The following is a 22,759-nucleotide window of genomic DNA, read 5'->3' on the forward strand; positions in this document are numbered from 1 at the left end:
AGCCATGAGCACTGCGCCCAAGACCGCCGCCTCCAAGGAACCGCAGGATGCGGGCCGCGCCGACGACTCGCCGCCCGAGACTACTCCCTCGTCTCCGTCGACGGCCGTCGCCCGGTTCAAGCCACGCGCGGCCTCTCGTCCACGCAACGTCGCGCGCTCGGCGGCCACGACGGAGAAGGCGAAGTCGACGAAGACCGCCTCTGCTGACGAGCCGGAGCTGCCCGCAGACCGTTTCCTCGACCGCGAGATGTCGTGGCTGCAGTTCAACGAGCGTGTCCTGCAGCTGTCGACCGACCCGAACGTGCCGCTGCTCGAGCGCGCCCGCTTCCTGTCGATCTTCTCGTCGAACCTCGACGAGTTCTTCATGGTGCGTGTGGCGGGCCTCAAGCGCCGCATCGCCGCCGGCCTCGCGGTGCGCTCGGCGTCCGGTCTCGAACCGCGCGAGCTGCTCGACGACCTGACGCGCGCCTCGCACGACCTCATGGATCTGCACGCCGGCATCTTCCAGCGCCAGGTCCGCCCGGCCCTGGAGGATGAGGGCATCCGCCTGCTCAAGCTCTCGCAGCTGACGGACGCGGACCGTGACTACCTGGGCACCTACTTCGAGGCGCAGGTCTACCCCGTCCTCACCCCGCTGGCCGTCGACCCGGCGCATCCTTTCCCGTACATCTCGGGCCTGTCGGTCAACCTCGCGGTGCTGCTCATCGACCCCAAGACGGGCCGCGAGCACTTCGCTCGCGTGAAGGTGCCGCCGTTGCTGCCACGCATGGTCAAGCTGCCGACGGGCGAAGGCGAGGACCCGCTGTACGACGCGCGCTTCGTCACCCTCGAGGACGTCATCGCCGAGCATCTCGACGTGCTGTTCCCCGGCATGGAGGTGCACGAGCAATTCACCTTCCGCGTCACGCGCAACGAGGATCTCGAGGTCGAGGAGGACGACGCCGAGAACCTGCTCACCGCCCTCGAGAAGGAGCTGACGCGACGCCGTTTCGGCGCGGCGGTGCGTCTCGAGGTCGCCGACGACATGGACGATCACGTCCTCGACCTGCTGACGCGTGAGCTGGGCGTCAGCGACGACGAGGTCTTCCGCCTGCCCGAGCCGCTCGACCTGCGCGGCCTCGGTGACATCGCCGATCTCGACCGCAGCGAGCTGCAGTGGCCGCGGTTCATGCCGAAGACCCACCCGCTGCTCGCGCCGGTCGAGCGCTCCGAGGCCCCCGACGTCCTCGGCGCGATGCGTTCGAGCGACATCCTGCTGCACCACCCCTACGACTCGTTCTCGACGTCGGTGCAGGCGTTCGTCGAGCAGGCCGCAGCCGACCCAGACGTGCTCGCCATCAAGCAGACGCTGTACCGCACGAGCGGCAACTCGCCGATCATCTCGGCACTCATCGACGCAGCGCAGGCCGGCAAGCAGGTGCTCGCCGTCGTCGAGATCAAGGCGCGCTTCGACGAGGAGAACAACATCACGTGGGCGCGCAAGCTCGAGCGCGCGGGCGTGCACGTCGTCTACGGCATGGTCGGGCTCAAGACGCATGCGAAGCTGTGCCTCGTCGTGCGGCATGAGGGCGACGGCATCCGCCGCTACTGCCACGTCGGCACCGGCAACTACAACCCCAAGACGGCTCGTCTCTACGAGGACCTCGGGTTGCTCACGACCGACCCCGACGTGGGCGAGGACCTGGGCCGGCTGTTCAACCAGCTGTCGGGCATGGCGCCGCGCGCCAAGTTCAAGCGCCTTCTCGTGGCGCCGCGTTCGGTGCGTTCCGGCTTGATCGAGCAGATCGACCGGTGCATCGAGGCGGCCGGGGCCGGCAAGGCCTCGAGCGTGTCACTCAAGGTCAACTCTATCGTCGACGAGCAGATCATCGACGCCTGCTACCGCGCCTCGCAGGCCGGGGTGAAGGTCAACGTTCTCGTGCGCGGCATCTCCGCGCTGCGTCCGGGCGTACCCGGGCTGAGCGAGAACATCGAGGTGCGCTCGATTCTCGGGCGCTTCCTCGAGCACAGCCGTGTGTTCGTCTTCGACGTCGAGGGCCAGGAGCCGATCGCCTACATCGGCAGCGCCGACATGATGCACCGCAACCTCGACCGCCGCGTCGAAGCGCTCGTGCGGCTGACGGACGAGCGCCAGGTCGCGACGGTCGTCGACCTCGTCGCCACCGGCATGAGCCCGCAGACCTCGTCGTGGCGTCTCGACGCCGAGGGCCGCTGGATCCGGGAGAACCTCACGCCCGACGGCGCGCCGAAGAACGACTACCAGGCCGATCTGATCGAGGCGTACTCGAAGCGTCGTCGCAAGGCCCGCCGGCGGTGACGCGCGGCAAGAACCCCGAGCTGGTGCCTGCTGCCGGGGCGCTCGTGTGGCGCCGCCGCCGCAGCGGCATCGAGATGGCACTCGTTCATCGTTCGCGCTATGACGACTGGTCGTGGCCGAAGGGCAAGCTCGACCCCGGTGAGACGTTCGCTCAGGCCGCTGCGCGTGAGGTGCTCGAGGAGACGGGGCTGCAGGTGCGTCTCGGCATCCCCCTGCCCGAGCTCGTCTACGGCCTCGACAACGGCGCGACGAAGCTCGTCCGGTACTGGGCCGCCCAGGTCGTCGGCGGCAGCGGAGTGCTCGAGCACGAGGTCGACGAGGTGCGCTGGCTCGACGTCGAGACGGCTCGACGAACGCTCACCTACGCACGCGACCGCCTCCCCCTCGACGCCCTGCTCGAAGCCGAGCGTGACGGCCGCCTCGAGACGTGGCCGCTGCTGCTCGTGCGTCACGCCCACGCCCAGGCGCGCGCCGCGTATCGGGGTGACGACGACGCCCGCCGCCCGCTGAGCGAGCGCGGCCGCGCACGGGCCGCGGCGCTCGTCCCCGTCCTCGGCGCGTGGGCTCCTGAGCGCGTCGTGTCGTCGTCGTCGACGCGGTGCGTGCAGACGGTCAAGCCGTTCACGTCCGCGAGCGGGACGCGGTTGCAGACGAAGAGCGCGCTGTCGGAGGAGACGTTCGCCGCTCACCCCGAGAAGGCCGCCCGCCAGTTGACGCGCGCCCTCGAGCGCGCCGATGCGACGGCGTTGTGCACCCACCGCCCCCTCATCCCCGACCTCGTCGCTACGCTGTCCGCACTCGCGCCGACCGGGTCGGCGACGCGGCGTTGCCTCGGCCACATCAAGGCGCACGGGATGGACAAGGGCGAGGTGCTCGTCTGTCAGGTTCTCGGTAGCGGCCAGGAGGCACAAATCGTCTCGGTGGAGCGGTTGCGCACGCCGCCACTGGAACGCTGACGACCACTTTCGCCCCCCCCAATCTCCCACTGCCCCAAGGCCTCTCACACCCCTCAGACTGCGTTCACTCAACGTTCACCTCGAAGGGGGATTCGCGACACGTGAACGACCTAGGTTCCAAGCGTCCAGGCACGTGCCCGGAAATACTTTGTGACGAGAGGTCTGTATCCCGTGAAGATCACGAGCATCGCCCGCATCTCCGGCGTCGCGCTGGCCAGCGCCCTTGCCCTGTCCGCCTGTGGCAGCGAGTCGTCCGACTCCGCCACCGACGGCGCCAAGTCCGCAGGCTCCAGCGCGACGGACGCCGCCAAGTCCGGCGGCGACTCGGGTTCGGCCGACTGCGGCAAAAAGGACCTGAAGGCCGAGGGTTCCTCCGCCCAGGACAACGCGATCCAGGACGCCATCGAGAAGTACGGCAAGACCTGCGACAACAACGTCACGTACAACGCGACCGGTTCCGGCAACGGCATCAAGCAGTTCATCGCCGGCCAGGTCAACTTCGCCGGCTCCGACTCCGCGCTCAAGACGAAGCCGAAGGACGGCAAGATCGAGACCGACGAGGCCAAGACGGCCTGCGGTTCCGAGGCCTGGAACATCCCGATGGTGACCGGCCCGATCGCCGTCTCGTACAACCTGAAGGACGTCAAGGACCCGATCACGTTGACGCCGGCCGTCCTCGCCGACATCTTCAACGGCAAGATCACGAAGTGGAACGACCCGGCGATCGCCGCGGTCAACAAGGGCGTCACCCTGCCGGCCAAGGACATCAAGGTCTTCTTCCGCTCGGACGAGTCGGGCACGACGGAGAACTTCACGAAGTACCTCGCCGCCTCCGCGAAGGACAAGTGGACGGCCGAGCCCGGCAAGAAGTGGACGGGCAAGGGCGAAGGCAAGGCCAAGACGGCCGGCGTGACCTCGTCCGTGAAGTCGACCGACGGTGGCATCACGTACGCCGAGTGGTCGGCCGCGAAGGACAACGAGCTGCAGGTCGCGAAGATCGACAACGGCGCGGGCGCTGTCGAGCTGACCGGCGCCTCGGCGTCCAAGGCCATCTCCGCCGCGAAGATCGACGGCACGGGCAACGACCTGCGCCTCAAGCTCGACTACGCGACGAAGGAAGCGGGCGCCTACCCGATCGTCCTCGTCACGTACGAGGTCGTCTGCTCGAAGTACAAGGACGCCGAGATCGGCAAGTCCGTGAAGTCGTTCCTCACCTACTTCGCCGGCGACGACATCCAGAAGAACCTCGAGTCCCAGGGTTACGCGCCGCTGCCGGCCGACATCCAGGGCAAGGTCAAGACGGCCGTCAACGCCATCCAGTGACGCACAGCGCCTGACGGGGTGCTCGGGCGCTTCGGCGCCCGAGCACCCCGTCTGCGCGTCGGAGCGAGTCCATAGTCTCGCGTTCCACCCGTACCAGCTCGAGCAGAGGCAGGAAACCTCATGAGTTCAATCACCGGCGTCTCGGTGGCCGACGCACCCGGCCCCGACGACGGTCACACCCCCGGGGAGGGCCTCGGCGAACGCGCCCCCTCCGGTGACCGCGCAGCGACGGGCCGCAGGGGCGACATGATCTTCGGTGGCCTCGCGCGCGGCGCGGGCCTCCTCGTCGTCGTCCTCGTCGCGCTCGTCGGAGCCTTCCTCGTCATCCAGGCGGTTCCCGCCATCATGGACGACCACTCGAACTTCCTCACCTCCCAGGACTGGGACGTCGACTCGAGCCCGATGCACTTCGGCATCGCCCGCCTGCTGTGGGTGACGGTCACCTCCTCGGTGCTCGCCATGCTCATGGCCGTGCCGCTCGCCGTGTGCATCGCGCTGTTCCTCACGCAGTACGCGCCGAAGTGGCTGGCGAAGCCGGGCGCTGCGCTCATCGACCTGCTGGCGGCCGTGCCGTCCATCGTCTACGGCCTGTGGGGCGTGTTCACCGTCGGTCAGTACTTCGACCCTGTGGCCAAGGTCATCCAGGACGTGCTGGGCTGGTGCCCCCTGTTCGCCAAGACGGACACCTCCCCCGCGAGCACCATCGCCTTCGTCTCGATCATCCTCGCCATCATGATCCTGCCGATCATCACGGCCCTGACGCGTGAGGTCTTCGCGCAGACGCCGCAGGCCCACAAGGATGCGGCGACGGCGCTCGGCGCGACGAAGTGGGAGGTCATCCGCACCGCGGTGCTCCCCTTCGGCAAGCCCGGCATCATCAGCGCGTCCATGCTCGGCCTCGGGCGCGCGCTCGGTGAGACCGTCGCCGTCATGATGATCGTCTCCGCCCTCAACGGCAGCGAGGGTTGGAACTTCTCGATCTTCAAGGGCGGTGAGACCTTCGCCTCGAAGATCGCCAACAACGCCGGCGAGTTCGACAACCCCTCGAAGACGGGGGCCTTCATCGCGGCGGGCCTCGTCCTGTTCATCCTGACGTTCGTCGTCAACGCGATCGCCCGTGTCGTCATCGAGCGCAGGAAGGCGTTCACCGAATGAGCACCGCAGCCCACTCCCTCGAGAAGAACCCCGCTCCCGAGCCCCGGTCGAAGAACTCGCTCTCCGGCAAGGGCCAGTCCGGCGGCCGCGCGACGAAGAACACGATCGCCACCGTCGTCATGTGGGCCGCGTTCCTCGTCGCCCTCGTACCGCTGGTGTGGATCATCGCCACCGTCATCATGAAGGGCGGCGAGCTGCTCCTGCACGTCGACTGGTGGACGAAGAGCCAGCGCGGCGTCGGCCGCCGCGAGGTCGCCGGCGGCGCCGCCCACGCCATCCAGGGCACCCTCATCCAGGCCTTCGTCACGGCTCTCATCGCCGTGCCGATCGGCGTGATGACCGCCGTCTACCTGGTCGAGTACGGGCGCGGCCGTGCCGCGAAGATCGTCAGCTTCATGGTCGACATCCTCACCGGTGTCCCCTCCATCGTCGCCGCGTTGTTCGTCTACGCCGTCTGGGTGACGACGTTCGGCTTCGACCGCATCCCGTTCGCCGTGTGCCTGGCGCTCGTGCTGCTCATGGTTCCCGTCGTCGTGCGCTCCACGGAGGAGATGTTGAAGCTCGTGCCGAACGAGCTGCGCGAGGCCGCGTACGCCCTCGGCGTGCCGAAGTGGAAGACGATCCTCAAGATCGTTCTCCCGACGGCGTTCTCCGGCATCGTCACCGGTGTGCTGCTCGGCCTCGCCCGCGTCATGGGCGAGACGGCACCGCTCATCATCCTCGCGCCGTACTTCAAGTCGCTGTCGACGAACCTGTTCGGCGGCCTCATGGGCACGCTGCCGACGATGATCTACAACGGCAAGGACAACATGGCCGTCGACGCCTCCGCGCAGCGCGTGTGGGCGGCGGCGTGCACCCTCATCCTCCTCATCCTTCTTCTCAACCTGCTGGGCCGCTTCATCAGCCGCTTCAGCAAGGTCAAGAACTGACATCCGCTCGCGCGGATACGACTCGTAAAGGAACCCGAGTTCAATGAGCAAGCGGATCGACGTTCACAACCTCAACGTCTACTACGGCGACTTCCTCGCCGTGAACGATGTCTCCATGACGATCGAGCCCCGCTCGATCACGGCCTTCATCGGCCCGTCGGGCTGCGGCAAGTCCACGTTCCTGCGCACCCTCAACCGCATGCACGAGGTCATCCCAGGCGGCCGCGTCGAGGGTCAGGTGCTCCTCGACGACGAGGACCTGTACGCGCCGGGCGTCGACCCGGTGGCGGTGCGCCGCACCGTCGGCATGGTGTTCCAGCGCCCCAACCCGTTCCCGACGATGTCGATCGGTGACAACGTCGTCGCGGGTCTGCGCCTCAACGGCGTGAAGGACAAGAAGGTGCTCGCCGAGAAGACGGAGCAGTCGCTGCGTGGCGCGAACCTGTGGAACGAGGTCAAGGATCGCCTCGACAAGCCGGGTGCCGGCCTGTCGGGCGGTCAGCAGCAGCGTCTGTGCATCGCGCGTGCCATCGCGGTGTCGCCGGACGTGCTCCTCATGGACGAGCCGTGCTCGGCTCTCGACCCGATCTCGACGCTCGCCATCGAGGATCTGATGCTGGAGCTGAAGAAGGACTACACGATCGTCATCGTCACGCACAACATGCAGCAGGCGGCGCGTGTGGCTGACCGGACGGCGTTCTTCAACCTCGAGGCGACGGGCAAGCCCGGCATGCTCGTCGAGATGAACGACACGCAGAAGATGTTCAGCAACCCGGATCAGCGGGCGACCGAGGACTACATCTCCGGTCGCTTCGGCTGACAGCCGGGCGAAAGGGCCGTGAGGACCGGGGCGCAGCGAAGCGAGCACCGGCCCGGCGCGGCCCTCCGAGCCCGTCAGGTGAAAGCGAAAGGGTGCCGAGGACACGAACGAAGCGAGGTCCGCAGGCGCCCCCGAGCTCAGCCCGAGAAGCACTGCTGATCCATCGTGCGTTGTGCGCCCCCCACCGTCGTGACGGTGGGGGGCGCCTGCGTTGCCGGGCAGCGTTCCTGCGGCGTCAACCTGACTTCACGCTGGGAGGCGCTGCAGGCGTCGCTGCACGTCGGGATGCAGAATGACTCACATCACATATGAGCGGGGGCTATGACCGTGTGCCGATCGAGTTTCCCTGGGGCGCAACCCTCTTCGGCATAGCGCGAGCCGGCGCTGAACATCGTGCCCGGGGTCGGGCAAATCGACTCAATGCTTCAGGGGCCGTTCCTCCCGATTTCATGCACACTGTGCTTGTGCCGAAGGATGCAACTCGTATTGGAACGTGGTCGCGCAAGTCGCTGCTCAAGAACCGCAAGAAGCAGGCGATCGCGCGCGGCGCTCACCCGACCCCTGACGAGATCGTCTTCTCGGACACCCCGGGAATCGTCGACGACGGCAACTTCAGCTACGGCGTCTGCCACGTCTGCGACTGGAAGGGCGGTGGGCGTCGCGCCCGCGAGAAGGCCCGCCGCGACGCGGCGGAGCACTACCTCCTGGCGCACTGACCACCACGGCACGGTCGAATGCCAATACATCCCGGCGCTTCGCCGCTCGCGATGAGGTGCGGTAGCGGCGCAGGGGATGGCCGCGCCGCGAGAGATGTGAGACACGCTGGACCGGGAGCGCCTCTCGGCACTAGGCCGCTCGTAGCGGCTGAATTTGGGACCCGGGGCTGCCGCGGCCCAGCGTGCTCATCCACCTTAACGAACATCACCGGCCCTCGCATTCCCGGCGGCTGCGAGAAACGTCACGCAGTGCAGTGTCGTCCCGGAGCCGGCGACGCCTGGCGAGGCGTCACCACCGGTCGAGACCAGACAGCGCAACCCATGAACCGGTCGAGATGCACCGCTCGAGACGGGCCGCCCGGGTCGAATGACCTGAGTCGAGTCAGTCGGGTCGGATCAGTCAAGGTTGCCGATGCGCCAGGCGGAGGCGGCCTTCGTCAGGTCACGGGCTGTGTCGCCGAGCCGTGCGGCGCTGAGCGCCTCGCGCGCGGCCAGGGCATCGTCATGGCCGTCGTGACGCTCGGCGCGTTCGGCCCGGCCGGAGGCGACGACGCGACAGAAGGCTGCGGCGCGTTCGAGCGCGACGGCGAAGTCGCCGGTGTAGGCGCCCTCGAGGATGCGGTCGGCGAGCGCCTTGATCTCGGCAGGTCCGCTCGGGTCGGCCGATCCCGCGACGGCGTGGGAGACGTGAGCGTGCCGGATACCGGCGTTGTAGTCGCCCGCGGCGCCTACAGCGTCGCGGCGCACCCATTCGCGCAGCGTGTAGAGGCGCCACAGCACGCCGGGCAGGCTGACGGCGGGGCGCCCGGCCCACAGCTGCGCGAGCGTCGACAAGCCGATCTCGTCCGTCAGCGCGATGAGCCGGGCCGTCACCTCCGGGTCCGCGTTGGTGCGCCCGGCGCCGACGAGGATGGCGGCGCTCTCGTGCGCGATGGCGGTGACATCGGCGGGGTCGGGTGCTCCCTCGAACGCCTGGAACTCGCGGTCGGTGAAGAACAACGGCTTGTGGTGGGAACGCGTCACGGGTACGGCTGGCTCCTTCGGTGCCTCGACGAGGCGTCGAGTGCGTCATCGGGTCAACGACGCGCGGGCGGGCGGCATTCCGCCGGGCGCCGTCGAGACATCCGCCGGACGCCGTCGCCGCGAACTCCACAGGGTCGCACCGGGCGGCACGACCCTGCTACGGGTCAGCGGACGATGGCCACCCCGTCGGCCGGGATGACGACGCGCACTCCCCCGCCGTCGGCGGGGCGCTCGTCGACGATGTGCCATGCGGCGATGACACGGTCGGCGTCGATCGTCGTCGCCTCGCCCGAGAGGTTGACGACGACGCGGCAGTCGCCGCGGTGCACCGTCACGACGCTCGTCGGGCCCTGGCCGTCACCCTCGACCCGGCTCGTGCCGAGGGTCGGGTCGGACAGGTCGGGCACCTCGCGGCGCAGCCTGATGAGGGTGCGGTACCAGTCGAGCAGGAGCGACTGCTCGCCGTCGGGGTCGTCGATCTCGCTCCAGCGCAGCACCGAGTTGCGGAAGGTCGACTCCTCCTGGGGGTCGGGCACCGCGTCACCCCAGCCGTGGGCTGCGAACTCGGCCGCGCGCCCGCGTGAGGTGCCCTCGGCGATCTCGGGGTCGACGTGGTCGGTGAAGAACTGCCAGGGGGTCTGCGCACCGTACTCCTCACCCATGAAGAGCATCGGCGTGTACGGCGACGTCAGCAGCAGCGCTGCCGCGCAGGCCAGCCGGTCGACGCCGACGAGCTGCGACAGGCGCTCGCCCGTCGCGCGGTTGCCGACCTGATCGTGCGTCTGCAGAGACGCGACAAAGCGCCAACCCGGCGTCGCTTCGGGATCGACGGGGCGGCCGTGGCGGCGCTCGCGGAAGCTCGAGTACGTGCCGTCGTGGAAGAACGGCGTCGCGTACATCTTGGCGAGGGCCGCGGGGGCCGCGAAGTCCTCGTAGTAGCCCTGCGTCTCGCCGGTGAGCAGCACGTGCAGGGTGTGGTGGATGTCGTCGGCCCACTGCCCGCTCAGCCCGAGGCCGGCGCTGCCACCGTCGGCGACTGCGAGTCCGCGCTGACCCGAGCGCGGTTCGCGCGCACGCGGCGTGACGGTGGCCGGGTCGTTGCGGTCGGACTCGGCGACGACGACCACGTTGCGCCCCGTCTGCTCGGCGGCGAGTTCCAGTGCGGCCGTGAGCTCTTCGAGGATGTGGACGGCCGTGTCGTCGGCGAGCGCGTGGACGGCGTCAAGGCGGAACGCGTCGACGTGGAACTCGGTGAACCACATGAGCGCGTTCTCGATGATGAAGCGGCGCACCTCGTCACTCTGCGGGCCGTCGAGGTTGACGGCGGGGCCCCACGGCGTGTGGTGCAGCGCATTGAAGTAGGGGCCGAACTCGGGCAAGTAGTTGCCGCTCGGGCCGAGGTGATTGTAGACGACGTCGAGGCAGACGGCGAGGCCGCGCGCGTGGCACGCATCGACGAAGCGCTGGAAGGCGGCCGGGCCGCCGTAGGCGGCGCTCGTCGCGTACCAGTTGACACCGTCATAGCCCCAGTTTCGCTCTCCCGGAACGCCGTTCACCGGCAGGATCTCGACGTGTGTCACCCCGAGCGTCACGAGGTGATCGAGCCGTTCGATGGCCGAGTCGAACGTCCCGGATTCGGTGAACGTGCCGATGTGTAGCTCGTAGAAGACCGCGCCGCGCATCGCGTCGTCGTGCGAGGCCGCGTCCGCGTGGTGGCCGCGCCAACCGTCGTCCTGCCAGTCGTGGGCCGCGAGGTCGACGACCTCGCTGGGGCCGTGGATGCCCTCGGGCTGCAGCAGCGAACGCGGGTCGGGGCGCGGGTCGCCGCCGTCGATGCTGAAGGCGTACTCGCTGCCGACGCGCACCGGCTCGGGCGAATGCCACCAGCCGTTCTCGCCGGCCTTCATGGGCGCCTTCACGCCGTCCGCGACGAGGTGCACCATGCGCTCGGCGGCCGGCGCCCACACCGAGATCGTCTGGGTCGCGCCGTGAAAACCGGGCGAGGAGTAGGTGTTCATCGCTTCTCCTGAACGAGGACGTGGACGTGGCCGAACTCGTGGTCACCGAGATCGCCGAACGCGACCGGCGCGTCGGTGATGGTGAGGCGTTCGCCGGTGAAGGCGTGCCGCCACTCTCCGGCAGGCAGGCTGACGTGGGCATCGGCCAGCGCGCCCGTGCGCAGTGCCCGGGATGCAGCGCGCACCCCGATGACGGCGACGGCGAGCGGAGTCGCGTCCGCCTCGGCGGGCGTCGGTGCGTCAGTCTGCTCGCCGCCCTGGGCGCGCTTGACCAACTTGCTCACCTGACGCCCCGCGGCCTCGACGAGACGCCCGGCCTCGGCGATCTGACGGCGCACCACGGACGCTGCCGGCACCGTCCTCTCGAACGCGACGAGGAACTCGCTGTCGGATTCGAGCGGTTCGTAACCCGACCCCGGGTTCGCCGGCGCATGGACGTCCGCGGCGAGGCAACGCTGCACGAGGCGCGGACGCGAGCCCCCGACGTCGAGGAGCTGCTCGAGTTCGCCGTAGTCGACCGGGCGACGGTTGTCGGGGTCGACGAGGCTGAGCGTCGGACGTTCCGAGCCCTGGTAGGTGTCGGGGATGCCCGGAAGGAACAGCTCGAGCACCTTCTGCGTGTGCCCGGTCAGCGTGATCGCCTCGGCGTTCCGTCGACGCGCGTCGAGGAGGCTGCGGCGTAGATCCACGGCGAGCGTCTCGGCGGCCGGCGCCGATGCAGCGCTCTCCCCCGTTCGAGGGGCGGCGGCGTCGTCAGCCTCGAGGACAGCGGTGGCGAAGGCGAGCACCTGCTTCTCGTACGCCTCGTCGCCGTCGGTCCAGGCCGTGTAGACCTTCGCCTCGCGCAGCGCCTTCGTCAGGTACTCGCTCAGGCGATCCGCGTCGATGCCGAGATCGCGCCGCCCGTGGACGGCGTCGGGTGCGGCGCCGTCAGCATCGGTGGTGTCGAACGGGCCGTAGGCGGTGGAGAATCCAGCGATGGTCTGCCACGCCAGCGCCGCCGCGGGCCGGTCGACGCCCATCGCGTCGGCGAGCGCGAACGCGGCGTCGCTGCACGCCGTCCACGCCTCGTCGTCACCGGCGATCGCGAGCAACGCCGCGCGAACGTCCTCGCTGCGCTTCGTGTCGTGCGTCGACAGCGTCGTCATCGTGCGCGGCCAGTATTCGGCGTTGTGCTGCGCCCAGGCGTTCAGACGGTGCGCGCCGGCGTCCACGAGGACGTCGACGTCGCCGCCGACCTCGTTGAGGGCGGTCAACGCGTGCCACCGGTAGAAGAGGGTGTCCTCGATCGACTTCGCCATGACCGGGCCCCATGTCTGCTGCAGACGCACCGCGAAGTCGGACGCGGCCGGCTCGATGTCGTCGAACTCGTCGGCCCCGGCGTGCGGACGCACGAGCGCGATGCGCTTGAGAGCATCGAGCTCGTCGGCCAGATCGGGGCGGGCCTCGCGCGCGGCCTCGAGCGCCTCGTCGAGGTGGTGCTTCGACTCCGGTGCCATGCGGGCGCCCGGGACGAGGTAGGCGCGGTAGACGGGCGCCGCGACGAGCAGCTCGACGATCGCGGCACGCAGTGCTTCGCGCTGCAGGTCGGGGCGCACCTCGGCGGCGCGACGCGTCAGCCGCTCGACCTCCGGCACGAGACCGTTCTCGACGACGAAGCGCTTCGCCTCGCGCGTCGCAACCTCGACGTCGCGGGCGTCGCCGTCACCGAGCGCACGCTGCCAGCAGGCGTCGATCGTCGGGGCGGCGGCGTCATCGGCCAGCGCGGCGGTGATGACGGCCATCGCGTCGTAACCCGTCGTGCCCGCGCATGCCCAGTCGCTCGGTAGTTGCTCGCCCGGTTCGAGGATCTTCTCGACCCAGATCGGCGTGCCCCTGCGGCACTCCTGCGTCAGTCGCGCGAGGTATCCGGCCGGGTCGGCCAGTCCGTCCGGGTGGTCGATGCGGAAGCCGTCGATGTGGCCGGCGTGATGCAGTTCGAGCAGCAGCGCGTGCGTCGCGTCGAAGACGTCGTCGGTCTCGACGCGCACGGCGATGAGCTCGTTGACCTCGAAGAAGCGACGATAGTTGAGCACCGCGTCACGATCGCGCCAGAACGCGAGCCGGTAGTGCTGACGCTCGAGAAGCCGGGCGAGTTCGTCGCCCTGCGGCGCCTCGCCGATGCCGTCGAGGGAACCGTCGGCGACGGGGAAGACGTGTTCGTAGTAGCGGATGACGGGTTCGTCACCGCTGCGGTCGAGCGTGATCGAGCCGTCCGCGATCTCCTCGTCGAGCGGCTTGCCGAGGATCGGGACGCCGAGCGCGCCGTCGAGCGCGTCCCAATCGACGTCGAACCAATGCGCCGTCGAGGCGTCCTTCCCCCCTGCCAGCAGCGCCCACAGCGGCGCGTTGCTCGACTCGGGCGCGACGAACGCCATGTGGTTCGGCACGACGTCGACGACGACACCGAGCCCCAGCTCGTGCGCGGCGTCGGCGAACCGCTCGAACGCTTCGCGTCCGCCCAGCTCCGGGTTGACACGGGTGTGGTCGAGCACGTCATAGCCGTGGACCGAACCGGGGACGGCGGTGAGGATCGGCGAGCAGTAGGCGTGCGAGATGCCGAGCTTCTTCAGGTACGGCAACTGCGCGCGGGCAGCGTCGAACGGGAAGTCGGCGTGCAGCTGGAAGCGATAGGTGGACGTCACGGGCGCGCTCATGCCTCCAACCCCACCACCATTCGCGCGGAAAATCGAGTCGGGGCCGCAGCATCCCACCGCAGGGGTGAGGTGGGGCGTCAGGAGGTACGGGCCCGGGCTCGCCCGGCCCGCGTGAGGAGGTACGCGACGAGCAGCACGAGGACCCAGCCACTGCCGATAAGCGCCGCCTGACGCATGTCGTCGACCTCGAACGCGGTGGCCATCACGGCGAGCACGCCGACGACGCCGAGCGCCGCCGTCACACTGCCGCCGGGCAGGTGAACGCTGCCATCGACGTCGCCGCGGCGCTTGAACGCGATGAAGCTGGCGAGGGCGAGCAGCCACGTCACCATGACGGAGAAGATCGCGATGGAGGCGAGCTTGGTGAAGATGTCGGCAACCCCCGTCTGTGCGAGGTAGATCGCGAGGACGAGGCCGAACGTCGAGACGAGCGTGGCCGCGAGCGGCACTCCCCGCAACGTCGTGCGGGCGAGGAATCGTGGTGCGAGACGATCGACGGCGAGCGAGTGCACGAGCCGACCGGCGCCGTACAGCTGCGCGTTGCCCGTGGACAGCGCGGCGACGAGGATGACGGCGTTCAAGATGCCCGCGGCGGCCGGGAGCCCGACGGCGTCGAACGCCTTGACGAACGGGCTCGCCGTCAGGCCCTTCGCGGACGCGACGTCGGTCCAGGCGTTGAGCGTGACGATGAGACCCACCGCGATGACGTAGAACAACCCCAGCCGGGCGACGAGGGCGCGCATCGCGGTGCGGACGCTGCGGCGCGGGTCGTCGGCCTCGGCCGCGGTGATCGGCACGACCTCGACGCCGACGAAGGCGAACATCACGATCGACATCGACAACCAGATCGACTCCATACCACCGGGCATGAACCCGCCGTGGTCGGTGAGGTGAGCGAACCCGGTGGCGGGATGGCCGGGCACGCCGAACAGCACGAGGACGAGCGCGACGAGGATGAACGCGACGAGAGCCGTCACCTTGAGCGTGGAGAAGACGACCTCGGCGCGGCCGAACGCGCGCACGGAGAGCAGGTTGATGACGATGATCGCGAGCGCCACGAGGGCGACGAACACGGAGAGCGACGTCTGCGGCCACCAGTACTGCAGATATGCGCCGGCCGCGACGACCTCGCCGCCGAGCGCGATGACGCTCGCCGCCCAGTAGCACCAGCGAGAGACGTAGCCGGCCCACTCCCCGAGGTAACGCCCCGCGGCGGCGCCGAAGCTGCCCGGCTCGGGGCGGGCGGTCGCCATCTCCGCCATGGCGAGGCCGATGACGGCGATGAGCAGCGCGCCCAGCGCATAGCTGACGACGGCCGCCGGGCCGGCCACCCCGATCGCCGCGCCGGAACCGAAGAACAGGCCCGTGCCGAGCGCCGAACCGAGACCGATCATCAGCATGGTGCGATGCCCGAGGCTGCGCGTCAGGCCACTCGAACCCTCTGAGCTCGCCGGGGCGTCCGTGCTCGCCGAGCCCTCGACCGCGTGGGCGCCGACCTGCTGATCCACCGTGTTCTCCTTCGACGAGCTGGGGTGAGGCGTGGCTGTCTCATTGAAAGCGTCGCGCTGGGCACGCTCGTGCGACACCGCGCCGGCCGACAACCGGGTCAGGGTACGTGCTCGACCCGAGCCCGTGCGTTCGGTGTTCGTCGTCAGGGGCTCCCCGTGCTCACAAGATTGGCTCGGCTGCTCTTCGTCCTTGGCCGGTATGCGGCTCTCGATGACCGCCGCTCGTCGCGGACACGCGTCAGCCCCCGAGGCGGTTGAGGCCGACCACGACGACGAGCGGGACACCCGCCTCGTCGGAGGCGGCGAGGTCGACCTCCGCGTCGATCCCCCAGTCGTTGTCGTCATCGGGGTCGTGGATGACCTGGCGGATCTCCCATTTGTCGGGCTGCTCGGTGATGCGCAGCATCTTCGGCCCGCGGGCGTCCGCGTCGAGGAGGATCTCGTCATGCTCGTCGTAGTAGGCGCCGAGGTCGGCATCCCACGCGTCGGCATCCATGACGATCTCGGTCGGCGGGTCGGTCGTCGCCGCGACGGCGGCGTCGAGCGCGGCGAGGCCGTCGACGTCGTCGCGCGCTGCGAGCTCGACGCGCTTGAACATCGCCTTGCGGATGGCGACTTTCATCGCGCGCGGGTTGGCCGTGAGGGGACGCTGCTTCAGCACCGTCTCCTGCTGCACCGGCGCGTCACCCGGGTGCGTCAGGGCCTCCCACTCGTCGAGCAGGCTCGAGTCGGTCTGACGGATGACCTCCCCGAGCCACTCGATGAGGTCGGCGAGTTCCTCGTTCTTCTTCGACTCGGGCACGCTCTGACGCAGGGTGCGGTACGCGTCGGTGAGGTAGCGCAGGACGACGCCCTCGCTGCGCGCGAGGTCGTAGAAGCGGATGAGATCGCCGAAGCCCCAGGCATTCTCGTACATCTCGCGCACGACGGACTTGGGTGACAGTTCGTACATGCGCACCATCGGCTGGCTCTGCGCGTACGTCTCGAACGCCGCGTCGAGCAGGTCGGAGAGCGGCTTCGGCCACGTCACGTCCTCGAGGCGCTCCATGCGCTCGTCGTACTCGATGCCGTCGGCCTTCATCTCGGCGATCGCCACGCCGCGCGCCTTGTGCTGCTGCGCCATGAGCACCGGGCGAGGGTCGTCGAGGATCGACTCGATGACACTGACGACGTCGACCGCGTAGTCCTGCGCGTTCGTGCGCGCCGCGGCGCGTGCGCCCTCGTTCGTCGAGGTGTCGACCTCCGGCGCGTCACCGCGGGCGGGGGCGTCGTCGTCGGGACTCAGCATGTCGAGGACGGCGAGGGCGAACGGTGCGAGCGGCTGGTTGAGCGCGAAGTTGTCCTGCAGGTCGACCATGAGGTCGACCTGGCGCCCGTCGGCCTGCGGTTCGTCGAGTCGCCGGACGACGCCGGCGGCCAGCATCTCGCGGTAGAGGCCGATCGCGCGGCGAGCGAGCTTCGCCTGCCCCTTGCGATCCTCGTGGTTGTCGCGCACGAGATCGCGCACGGCGACGAACGGGTCGCCGTCGCGGGCGATGAGGTTGAGCAGCATCGAGTGCGTGATGCGCATGCGACTGACGAGCGCTTCGGGCTCGCTCGCGACGATGCGCTCGAAGCTCTCCTCACTCCAGTTGATGAAACCCTCCGGCGGCTTCTTGCGCTGCACCTTCTTGAGCTTCTTCGGGTCGTCACCGGCCTTCGCGATGTTGCGCGTGTTCTCGATGACGTGCTCGGGCGCCTGCACGACGACGGTGCCGCTCGTGTCGAACCCCGCACGGCCGGCCCGCCCGGCGATCTGGTGGAACTCGCGCGACTTGAGCATGCGCTGGCGGGTGCCGTCGAACTTCGTCAGGCCAGACAGCACGACGGTGCGGATCGGCACGTTGATGCCCACGCCGAGCGTGTCGGTGCCGCAGATGACCTTGAGCAGACCGGCCTGCGCGAGCGTCTCGACCAGGCGGCGGTACTTCGGCAGCATGCCGGCGTGGTGCACACCGATGCCGTGACGGATGAGTCGTGAGAGCGTCTTGCCGAAGCCGGTGGAGAAGCGGAAGTCGCCGATCATCTCGGCGATCCTGTCGCGATCCTCACGGGAGGCGACCTTGAGCGACATGAGCGCCTGAGCGTTCTCCAGCGCCTGGGCCTGCGTGAAGAACACGACGTAGACGGGCGCCTGACGCGTCTCGAGCAGTTCCTCAATCGTCTCGTTGAGTGGTGTCGTCGACCAGTGATAGCTGAGCGGCACGGGGCGCTCGGCCCCCGCGACGGTGACGGAGGCGCGGCCGGTGCGACGCGTCATGTCCTCCTCGAAACGGCGCACGTCACCGAGCGTCGCGGACATGAGCAGGAACTGCGCCTGCGGCAGTTCGAGCAGCGGCACCTGCCACGCCCAGCCGCGATCACCCTCGGAGTAGAAGTGGAACTCGTCCATGATGACGAGGCCGACGTCGGCGTCCTTGCCCTCGCGCAAGGCGATGTTGGCGAGGATCTCCGCGGTGCAGCAGATGATGGGCGCGTCGGCGTTGACGGAGGCATCGCCCGTCAGCATGCCGACGTGCTCGGCACCGAAGATCTCGCACAGCGCGAAGAACTTCTCACTCACGAGAGCCTTGATCGGCGCGGTGTAGAAGCTCACCCGGTCGCCCGCGAGCGCCGCGAAGTGCGCCGCCGTCGCGACCATCGACTTACCCGAGCCCGTGGGCGTCGCGAGGATGACGTTCTTGCCGTCGAGCACCTCGATGATGGCCTCTTCCTGGTGCGGATAGAGGCTGAGGCCACGATCGCCCGCCCAGGCGGTGAACTCCTCATAGATGCGGTCGGCGTCAAACGTCTTCGGCAACCGCTGCGTCAGCGTCTTGACGCGCGGGTTCGCCTCCCGCGCAGCGGCATCCGCGGACGCGGCGAAGTCGCCCGCGACGTCCTGCGCGCCGGGGTGGACGGTCTCGACGGCGCCGGCCGCGGCGTCGTCGGGCGATTCGTTCGTCATGTCAGCCTTGCTGCTCGGTGTGGTCGACGGGGCATCCCGCTGCGCGAAGTCGTCGTGCGGGATCGCGGACGAGGTCGAGGGCGCTGCTCACCAGATGTGGCGCTGGCCCGGCAACAGCCGCAGGTCGCCGTACTCGAAGGTGCGCTTGCGCGACTTGCCCTTGCCCTTGACGGGCGCAAGCACCATGAGCTGCACACCCTCGGCGTGCTCGAGGTCGACGCGCACCGCGTCACCGAACTCGGGCACGACGACGTACAGGACGATGGCCGTCGCGCGCTGCGCGACCGTGCGGTTCTCGTTCTCGGCGCGCACCGCGAGGACGCGGCGCAGCTCGGCCAGCACCGCTTCGGGCTCGGGCTGCTCGCCCAGCGCGGCGGGGTCGGCGAAGACGATGTCGACGTCCGGCGCGACGGCCTGGTTGCTCGCGGCCGTCGGCTCACCAGCGGAGTCGATCGTCGGTTCGCCGTCGACCGACATCGCGAAAGGGTAGAACTCGCCGTTCTTCTCGAGGTGCTCCATCGCCGCGCCGAGCGCTGCGGAGAGCAGTTCGTCGAGGTCGGCCTGGGCCTGCGGTGACGCGACGTCGCGCCACGTGCCGTTCGAGCGGTCGTCGGATGCTGCGGGGGTGTCGTTCACCATCGGGGCGCCTCCTCGGCGTCGGTGTGGTCGGGTTCTCCTCGTCGAGAACAACCCAACCACATCACGCCGACAACCCCGGAATTCCGCCGAATCCGAGCCCCTGAGGCTCAGGCGGCCGACCACCCGCCGTCCGAGGTGAGCACCGCGCCGTTGATGTTGGTCGAGTCGTCGCTCAACAGGAAGGTGATCGAGGCGGCCAGCTGCGCCGCGTCCGCGATGCCCGGCATGATGACACGCGCCGGCGCGAGACGCGGCTCGCCGAATTCCGACATCGTGCCCTGCATCGGAATGCCGGTCGCGACACCACCCGGTGCGAGTGCGTCGATCGGGCCATCCGCGGCGCCCACCTGCTGCGCGGCGCCGGGTGCCGTGAGGTCGAGGGCGAGCGGGACGAAGCGCTCCTGCCCCATCGCGTCGCGGGCCGCCGTCAGCTTGGCGCCGTCGATGTCGACCGCGATGACGCGCCCACCCTCCGCGACGACCCGCTGCGCACAGGCCAGACCGATGCCGCCGCGGCACCGGTGATGACGACGCTCTGCCCGTCGAAGCGGCCCGGCGTGATGCGTTCGACCCACAACCCGGACGCCTCCGGCAGCTCCCCACCGTTCGCGGAGCGCACGAGATCAGTCGACGACTGGCTGCGGCATCTGCCCCGCGCTCAATGCGACGAGCTGCTGCAGCGGCATCGTCAGGGCCGGCCCGAGCGCTTTCTCGTCGGTGCCGGACGCGGCCAGCATCTCGCGGATCGCCGGTCCGCCCGTCGGGTGCTCAAGCCATTCACCGATCGTGCGGGCGGCGGTGATCGGGGTGTTCGTCATCGTCTTCTCCAGATCTGAGGCGCCCACGGCGCCCGAGGGTTCGGTGTCGATCGAACAGGAGGGCTACTCATCGCCCCCTTCGATCGTGTCACCTCGACGAGGCGCGTGGATGAGGTCGGGGCAGACGTTCATGTGTTCGTCGATTTGTCAGGGCTGCCCGTCGTCTGGGGGCTGCGACCATCTGTCGACGGGTGTGCGACGTTGCAGCGACGCGTCGTCGTCAGGCCCTCGGATCGTCGATCCGGGACGCGTCCGAGCGTGGCAGCGGAGACGGGCGCCGCCAGCCTGTCAGACTGGAGCGGCCCGCCACCCCGGCCTTGCGGCGGGGATGCCTACATCGACAGGGTTCTACGCCCCCCCTGATCGTTCGGCAGCGTGTGAGGCAGCAGCGGGCAAGCAGCCGGGTTCGGCCGAGAGTCGGACGTCAAGACGCGCAAGACGAGAGCGAACGAGAAGATCATGACCCCACGACGCGCCGCGTCATCGTCCGCGCCCATCCGTCTGACGCGGCGTGGGCGCATCGTCGTGACGTGCCTCGTCGTCGCGCTTTGCGCGGGATTGCTGCTGCTCATGACGTCGACACGCTCGGACCCGCAGTCCGTCCCGTCGTTCGACGCGCCCCTCGGCGCGCTGGACGAGTCGAAGGTGCCGAACGGCTGGGGGCCGCTCGTCGCGGCGGCGTCACGCGAATCGGGCGTGCCCGGCGCTGTGCTCGCTGCGCAGCTCGAGGTCGAGTCGAAGTGGAACCCGAAGGCCGTCTCGCACGCGAACGCCAAGGGGCTCGCCCAGTTCACGCCCGATGCGTGGGCCAGCCACGGCAAGGGCGACCCGTTCGACCCCGCCGACGCCATCGCCGCACAGGGGCGTTTGATGCGTGAGCTGAAGCAGCGGGCCGAACGTTCAGGCATCGCCGACAACCCCATGCGCCTCGCGCTCGCCGGCTACAACGCAGGCTTCGGCAACGTGACGAAGTACCAGGGCGTCCCGCCGTTCGCGGAGACGGAACACTACGTCGACGCCATCGCCCACGCGATGGGCAAGTACGCCAACCCCCTGCCGCCGACGAGTGGTGCGTCGATGGGCGGGGCCGCGAGGAGTGGAGCGACGCGACCTGCGTCATGACCCGCGTGTCTGCTGGACCGAATGTGGACGAAAATCGCAGATGTAGACGGCGATCGCAGTAGGGGCGGGCCCGTCGGGACCTGGCACAACGGCGATTTTCGTCCACATTCGTCGCGCCGACGAGTGGTGGGCCCTGTGGGGCTCGAACCCACAACCTACGGATTAAAAGTCCGCAGCTCTGCCAATTGAGCTAAAGGCCCTTGCTGCTCGGCTCCTGGCACCCAGATCCTTGCACCGGGCTCGATGCGCCAGAGGAGCATCGTGACGAGTCGTCCGACTCACGATCGTCGACTCTCTCACGGCCACCGTGCAGCGCGAAACAGCCTAGCCCCGCCCGACGCGTCACGACGAACCGGGCGGGGCGAGCCTTGCGAGCGGGTGCCGACGAACGGGGCGAGCGGCGGCTCAGCTGTAGGCCGGGCGGTCGCCGTCCTCGGGCTCGACGTGCGTGCGCCGCTCCTCGTCGGTGCTGGTCACCGCACCCGGCAGCGCGTGCTCGGCGATGATGCGACCGGAGTCATCGCTGATGACGGCAGTGCTGTGCTCCGCCATCGTCAGGTTCTCGGCGAGCTGGTCACGCGTGAGCTTCGGCATGTTCATGCCCAGACGCTCGAAGCCTGCGTCGAGCAGCTCCATCGCGCCGTCACGATCGCCCGGCCGCACTCGCCCGGCGACGTCGCCGAGCATGTCCGCGAACCGGCCGAGCGAACCCTCGCCGTACTCCTCGGTGAACTTCTCGTTCACCACGTAGTTCCACGTCCCCATGACGCACCACCTTTCCTCACTGCCACGCTACTGCGTTGTTGCACTATGGAACACCCCAGGGGCCACCCGAGGTCACACTGGGCATCCCCCGGGTCGCCATCGATCGCCGCGTCGTCCCGGGGCCGCGCTGGAGCTCGGGGTGTCATCGGTCTCCGACGACGCCCCGAGCTCACGCCGCGCGCGCCCGGAGCGCCGTCGATCACCCACGGCGCCCGAATGGCTGCCTCAGCCCAGCGATGCCGCCGCCGTCAGCGGCACGCCCGTCCTCGACTCGAGCTCGGCGAACGTCACGTCCGGTGCGAGCTCGGTGACGACGAGACCGTCGGGCATCACGTCGATGACGGCGAAGTCGGTGATGATGCGCTCGACGACACCGAGCCCCGTGATCGGCAGGGTGCACGCGGGCAGGATCTTGGGCGATCCGTCCTTCGCGCAGTGCTCCATGAGGACGATGACCTTCTTCGCGCCGTGCACGAGATCCATCGCGCCACCCATGCCCTTGACCATCTTGCCCGGGATCATCCAGTTCGCGATGTCACCGTCCGCCGACACCTGCATGGCACCGAGGATGGCCGCATCGACCTTGCCGCCCCGGATCATGCCGAAAGACATCGCCGAGTCGAACGTCGAGGCCCCGCGCCGCAGCGTCACCGTCTCCTTGCCCGCATTGATGAGGTCGGGATCGACGGCGCCCTCGCTCGGATACGCGCCCACCCCCAGCAGCCCGTTCTCCGACTGCAGGACGAGTTCGACGTAGTCCGCCACGTAGTTCGGCACGAGCGTCGGCAACCCGATGCCCAGGTTGACGTAATCGCCGTCCTGCAGCTCCGCCGCAGCACGCGCCGCCATCTGCTCTCGCGTCCAGGCCATGTCAGTCACCCTCCGTCTCGCGGGTCGTGCGCTTCTCGCACTCTCGGTCGAACGCACGCCCCCCGAACAGTCGCCCATCCATCTCAGTCACCCTCCGT

18 protein-coding genes and 1 tRNA gene are annotated in these 22,759 nt (G+C 69.1%); 8 read left to right on the forward strand and 11 right to left on the reverse strand.

Annotated elements, in window-relative coordinates; all coding sequences use genetic code 11:
- Positions 1-4 precede the first annotated feature (4 nt).
- From HMPREF0321_RS11035 to HMPREF0321_RS11065, 7 genes are all read left to right on the forward strand, one after another.
- Entirely contained in the window at positions 5-2,317 is a 2,313-nt protein-coding gene (locus HMPREF0321_RS11035) for an RNA degradosome polyphosphate kinase (protein WP_006946421.1), read from the forward strand.
- On the forward strand, positions 2,314-3,273 hold the full coding sequence (locus tag HMPREF0321_RS11040) for an NUDIX hydrolase (RefSeq protein WP_006946483.1): 960 nt from the start codon (positions 2,314-2,316) through the stop codon (positions 3,271-3,273). Before HMPREF0321_RS11035 ends, HMPREF0321_RS11040 begins: the two co-directional genes overlap by 4 nt.
- A 171-nt stretch (positions 3,274-3,444) precedes the next feature.
- Positions 3,445-4,596 carry a phosphate ABC transporter substrate-binding protein PstS gene (gene pstS, locus HMPREF0321_RS11045; protein WP_006946444.1) on the forward strand — a complete coding sequence of 384 codons (1,152 nt, stop codon included), beginning with the start codon at positions 3,445-3,447 and terminating at the stop codon, positions 4,594-4,596.
- A 120-nt stretch (positions 4,597-4,716) separates the two neighbouring features.
- A complete protein-coding gene (gene pstC / locus HMPREF0321_RS11050; protein WP_006946457.1) occupies positions 4,717-5,751 on the forward strand; it encodes a phosphate ABC transporter permease subunit PstC in 1,035 nt (344 codons plus the stop codon).
- Positions 5,748-6,680 (forward strand): phosphate ABC transporter permease PstA, encoded by a 933-nt coding sequence (gene pstA, locus HMPREF0321_RS11055; RefSeq protein WP_006946437.1) that lies wholly within the window; start codon positions 5,748-5,750, stop codon positions 6,678-6,680. Before pstC ends, pstA begins: the two co-directional genes overlap by 4 nt.
- A gap of 43 nt (positions 6,681-6,723) precedes the next feature.
- Positions 6,724-7,500, forward strand: coding sequence for a phosphate ABC transporter ATP-binding protein PstB (gene pstB / locus HMPREF0321_RS11060; RefSeq protein ID WP_006946474.1), 777 nt, complete (start codon positions 6,724-6,726; stop codon positions 7,498-7,500).
- A gap of 449 nt (positions 7,501-7,949) precedes the next feature.
- A complete protein-coding gene (locus HMPREF0321_RS11065; RefSeq protein WP_062258103.1) occupies positions 7,950-8,216 on the forward strand; it encodes a hypothetical protein in 267 nt (88 codons plus the stop codon).
- A gap of 396 nt (positions 8,217-8,612) precedes the next feature.
- Here HMPREF0321_RS11065 and HMPREF0321_RS11070 read toward each other — a convergent pair whose 3' ends face one another.
- The 8 genes from HMPREF0321_RS11070 to HMPREF0321_RS17105 form a co-directional block, all read right to left on the reverse strand.
- Positions 8,613-9,239, reverse strand: a complete 627-nt coding sequence (locus tag HMPREF0321_RS11070) for a hypothetical protein (protein ID WP_006946442.1) — start codon at positions 9,237-9,239, stop codon at positions 8,613-8,615.
- A gap of 164 nt (positions 9,240-9,403) precedes the next feature.
- Positions 9,404-11,257 carry a malto-oligosyltrehalose trehalohydrolase gene (gene treZ / locus HMPREF0321_RS11075; protein ID WP_006946412.1) on the reverse strand — a complete coding sequence of 618 codons (1,854 nt, stop codon included), beginning with the start codon at positions 11,255-11,257 and terminating at the stop codon, positions 9,404-9,406.
- Positions 11,254-13,941, reverse strand: coding sequence for a malto-oligosyltrehalose synthase (treY, locus tag HMPREF0321_RS11080; RefSeq protein WP_006946480.1), 2,688 nt, complete (start codon positions 13,939-13,941; stop codon positions 11,254-11,256). The genes treZ and treY overlap by 4 nt, the downstream gene beginning before the upstream one ends.
- Positions 13,942-14,030: 89 nt before the next feature.
- Positions 14,031-15,461, reverse strand: a complete 1,431-nt coding sequence (locus HMPREF0321_RS11085) for an amino acid permease (RefSeq protein WP_006946461.1) — start codon at positions 15,459-15,461, stop codon at positions 14,031-14,033.
- 238 nt (positions 15,462-15,699) lie between these two features.
- Complete coding sequence (locus HMPREF0321_RS11090) at positions 15,700-18,447, reverse strand: RNA helicase (protein WP_006946439.1); 2,748 nt, start codon at positions 18,445-18,447, stop codon at positions 15,700-15,702.
- An 87-nt stretch (positions 18,448-18,534) separates the two neighbouring features.
- Positions 18,535-19,086, reverse strand: coding sequence for a hypothetical protein (locus HMPREF0321_RS11095; protein ID WP_006946436.1), 552 nt, complete (start codon positions 19,084-19,086; stop codon positions 18,535-18,537).
- Between the two features lie 107 nt (positions 19,087-19,193).
- Positions 19,194-19,661, reverse strand: a complete 468-nt coding sequence (locus HMPREF0321_RS11100) for an SDR family NAD(P)-dependent oxidoreductase (RefSeq protein WP_006946422.1) — start codon at positions 19,659-19,661, stop codon at positions 19,194-19,196.
- A gap of 48 nt (positions 19,662-19,709) precedes the next feature.
- A complete protein-coding gene (locus tag HMPREF0321_RS17105; protein ID WP_231729542.1) occupies positions 19,710-19,904 on the reverse strand; it encodes a hypothetical protein in 195 nt (64 codons plus the stop codon).
- A gap of 459 nt (positions 19,905-20,363) precedes the next feature.
- On the opposite strand from HMPREF0321_RS17105, the gene HMPREF0321_RS14995 reads away from it, so the two are divergent.
- Complete coding sequence (locus HMPREF0321_RS14995; protein ID WP_006946423.1) at positions 20,364-21,026, forward strand: lytic transglycosylase domain-containing protein; 663 nt, start codon at positions 20,364-20,366, stop codon at positions 21,024-21,026.
- A gap of 124 nt (positions 21,027-21,150) precedes the next feature.
- On the opposite strand, the gene HMPREF0321_RS11110 is transcribed toward HMPREF0321_RS14995, so the two are convergent.
- The 3 genes from HMPREF0321_RS11110 to HMPREF0321_RS11120 all read right to left on the reverse strand — a co-directional run bounded on the left by HMPREF0321_RS11110 (position 21,151) and on the right by HMPREF0321_RS11120 (position 22,661).
- Positions 21,151-21,226 (reverse strand) — tRNA-Lys (locus HMPREF0321_RS11110).
- A gap of 205 nt (positions 21,227-21,431) precedes the next feature.
- Positions 21,432-21,791 carry a hypothetical protein gene (locus tag HMPREF0321_RS11115; protein WP_006946486.1) on the reverse strand — a complete coding sequence of 120 codons (360 nt, stop codon included), beginning with the start codon at positions 21,789-21,791 and terminating at the stop codon, positions 21,432-21,434.
- Between the two features lie 225 nt (positions 21,792-22,016).
- Positions 22,017-22,661, reverse strand: a complete 645-nt coding sequence (locus HMPREF0321_RS11120; RefSeq protein WP_040014912.1) for a 3-oxoacid CoA-transferase subunit B — start codon at positions 22,659-22,661, stop codon at positions 22,017-22,019.
- Between the last annotated feature and the right edge of the window lie 98 nt (positions 22,662-22,759).

The organism is Dermacoccus sp. Ellin185, from assembly GCF_000152185.1.
Classification (GTDB): domain Bacteria; phylum Actinomycetota; class Actinomycetes; order Actinomycetales; family Dermatophilaceae; genus Dermacoccus; species Dermacoccus nishinomiyaensis.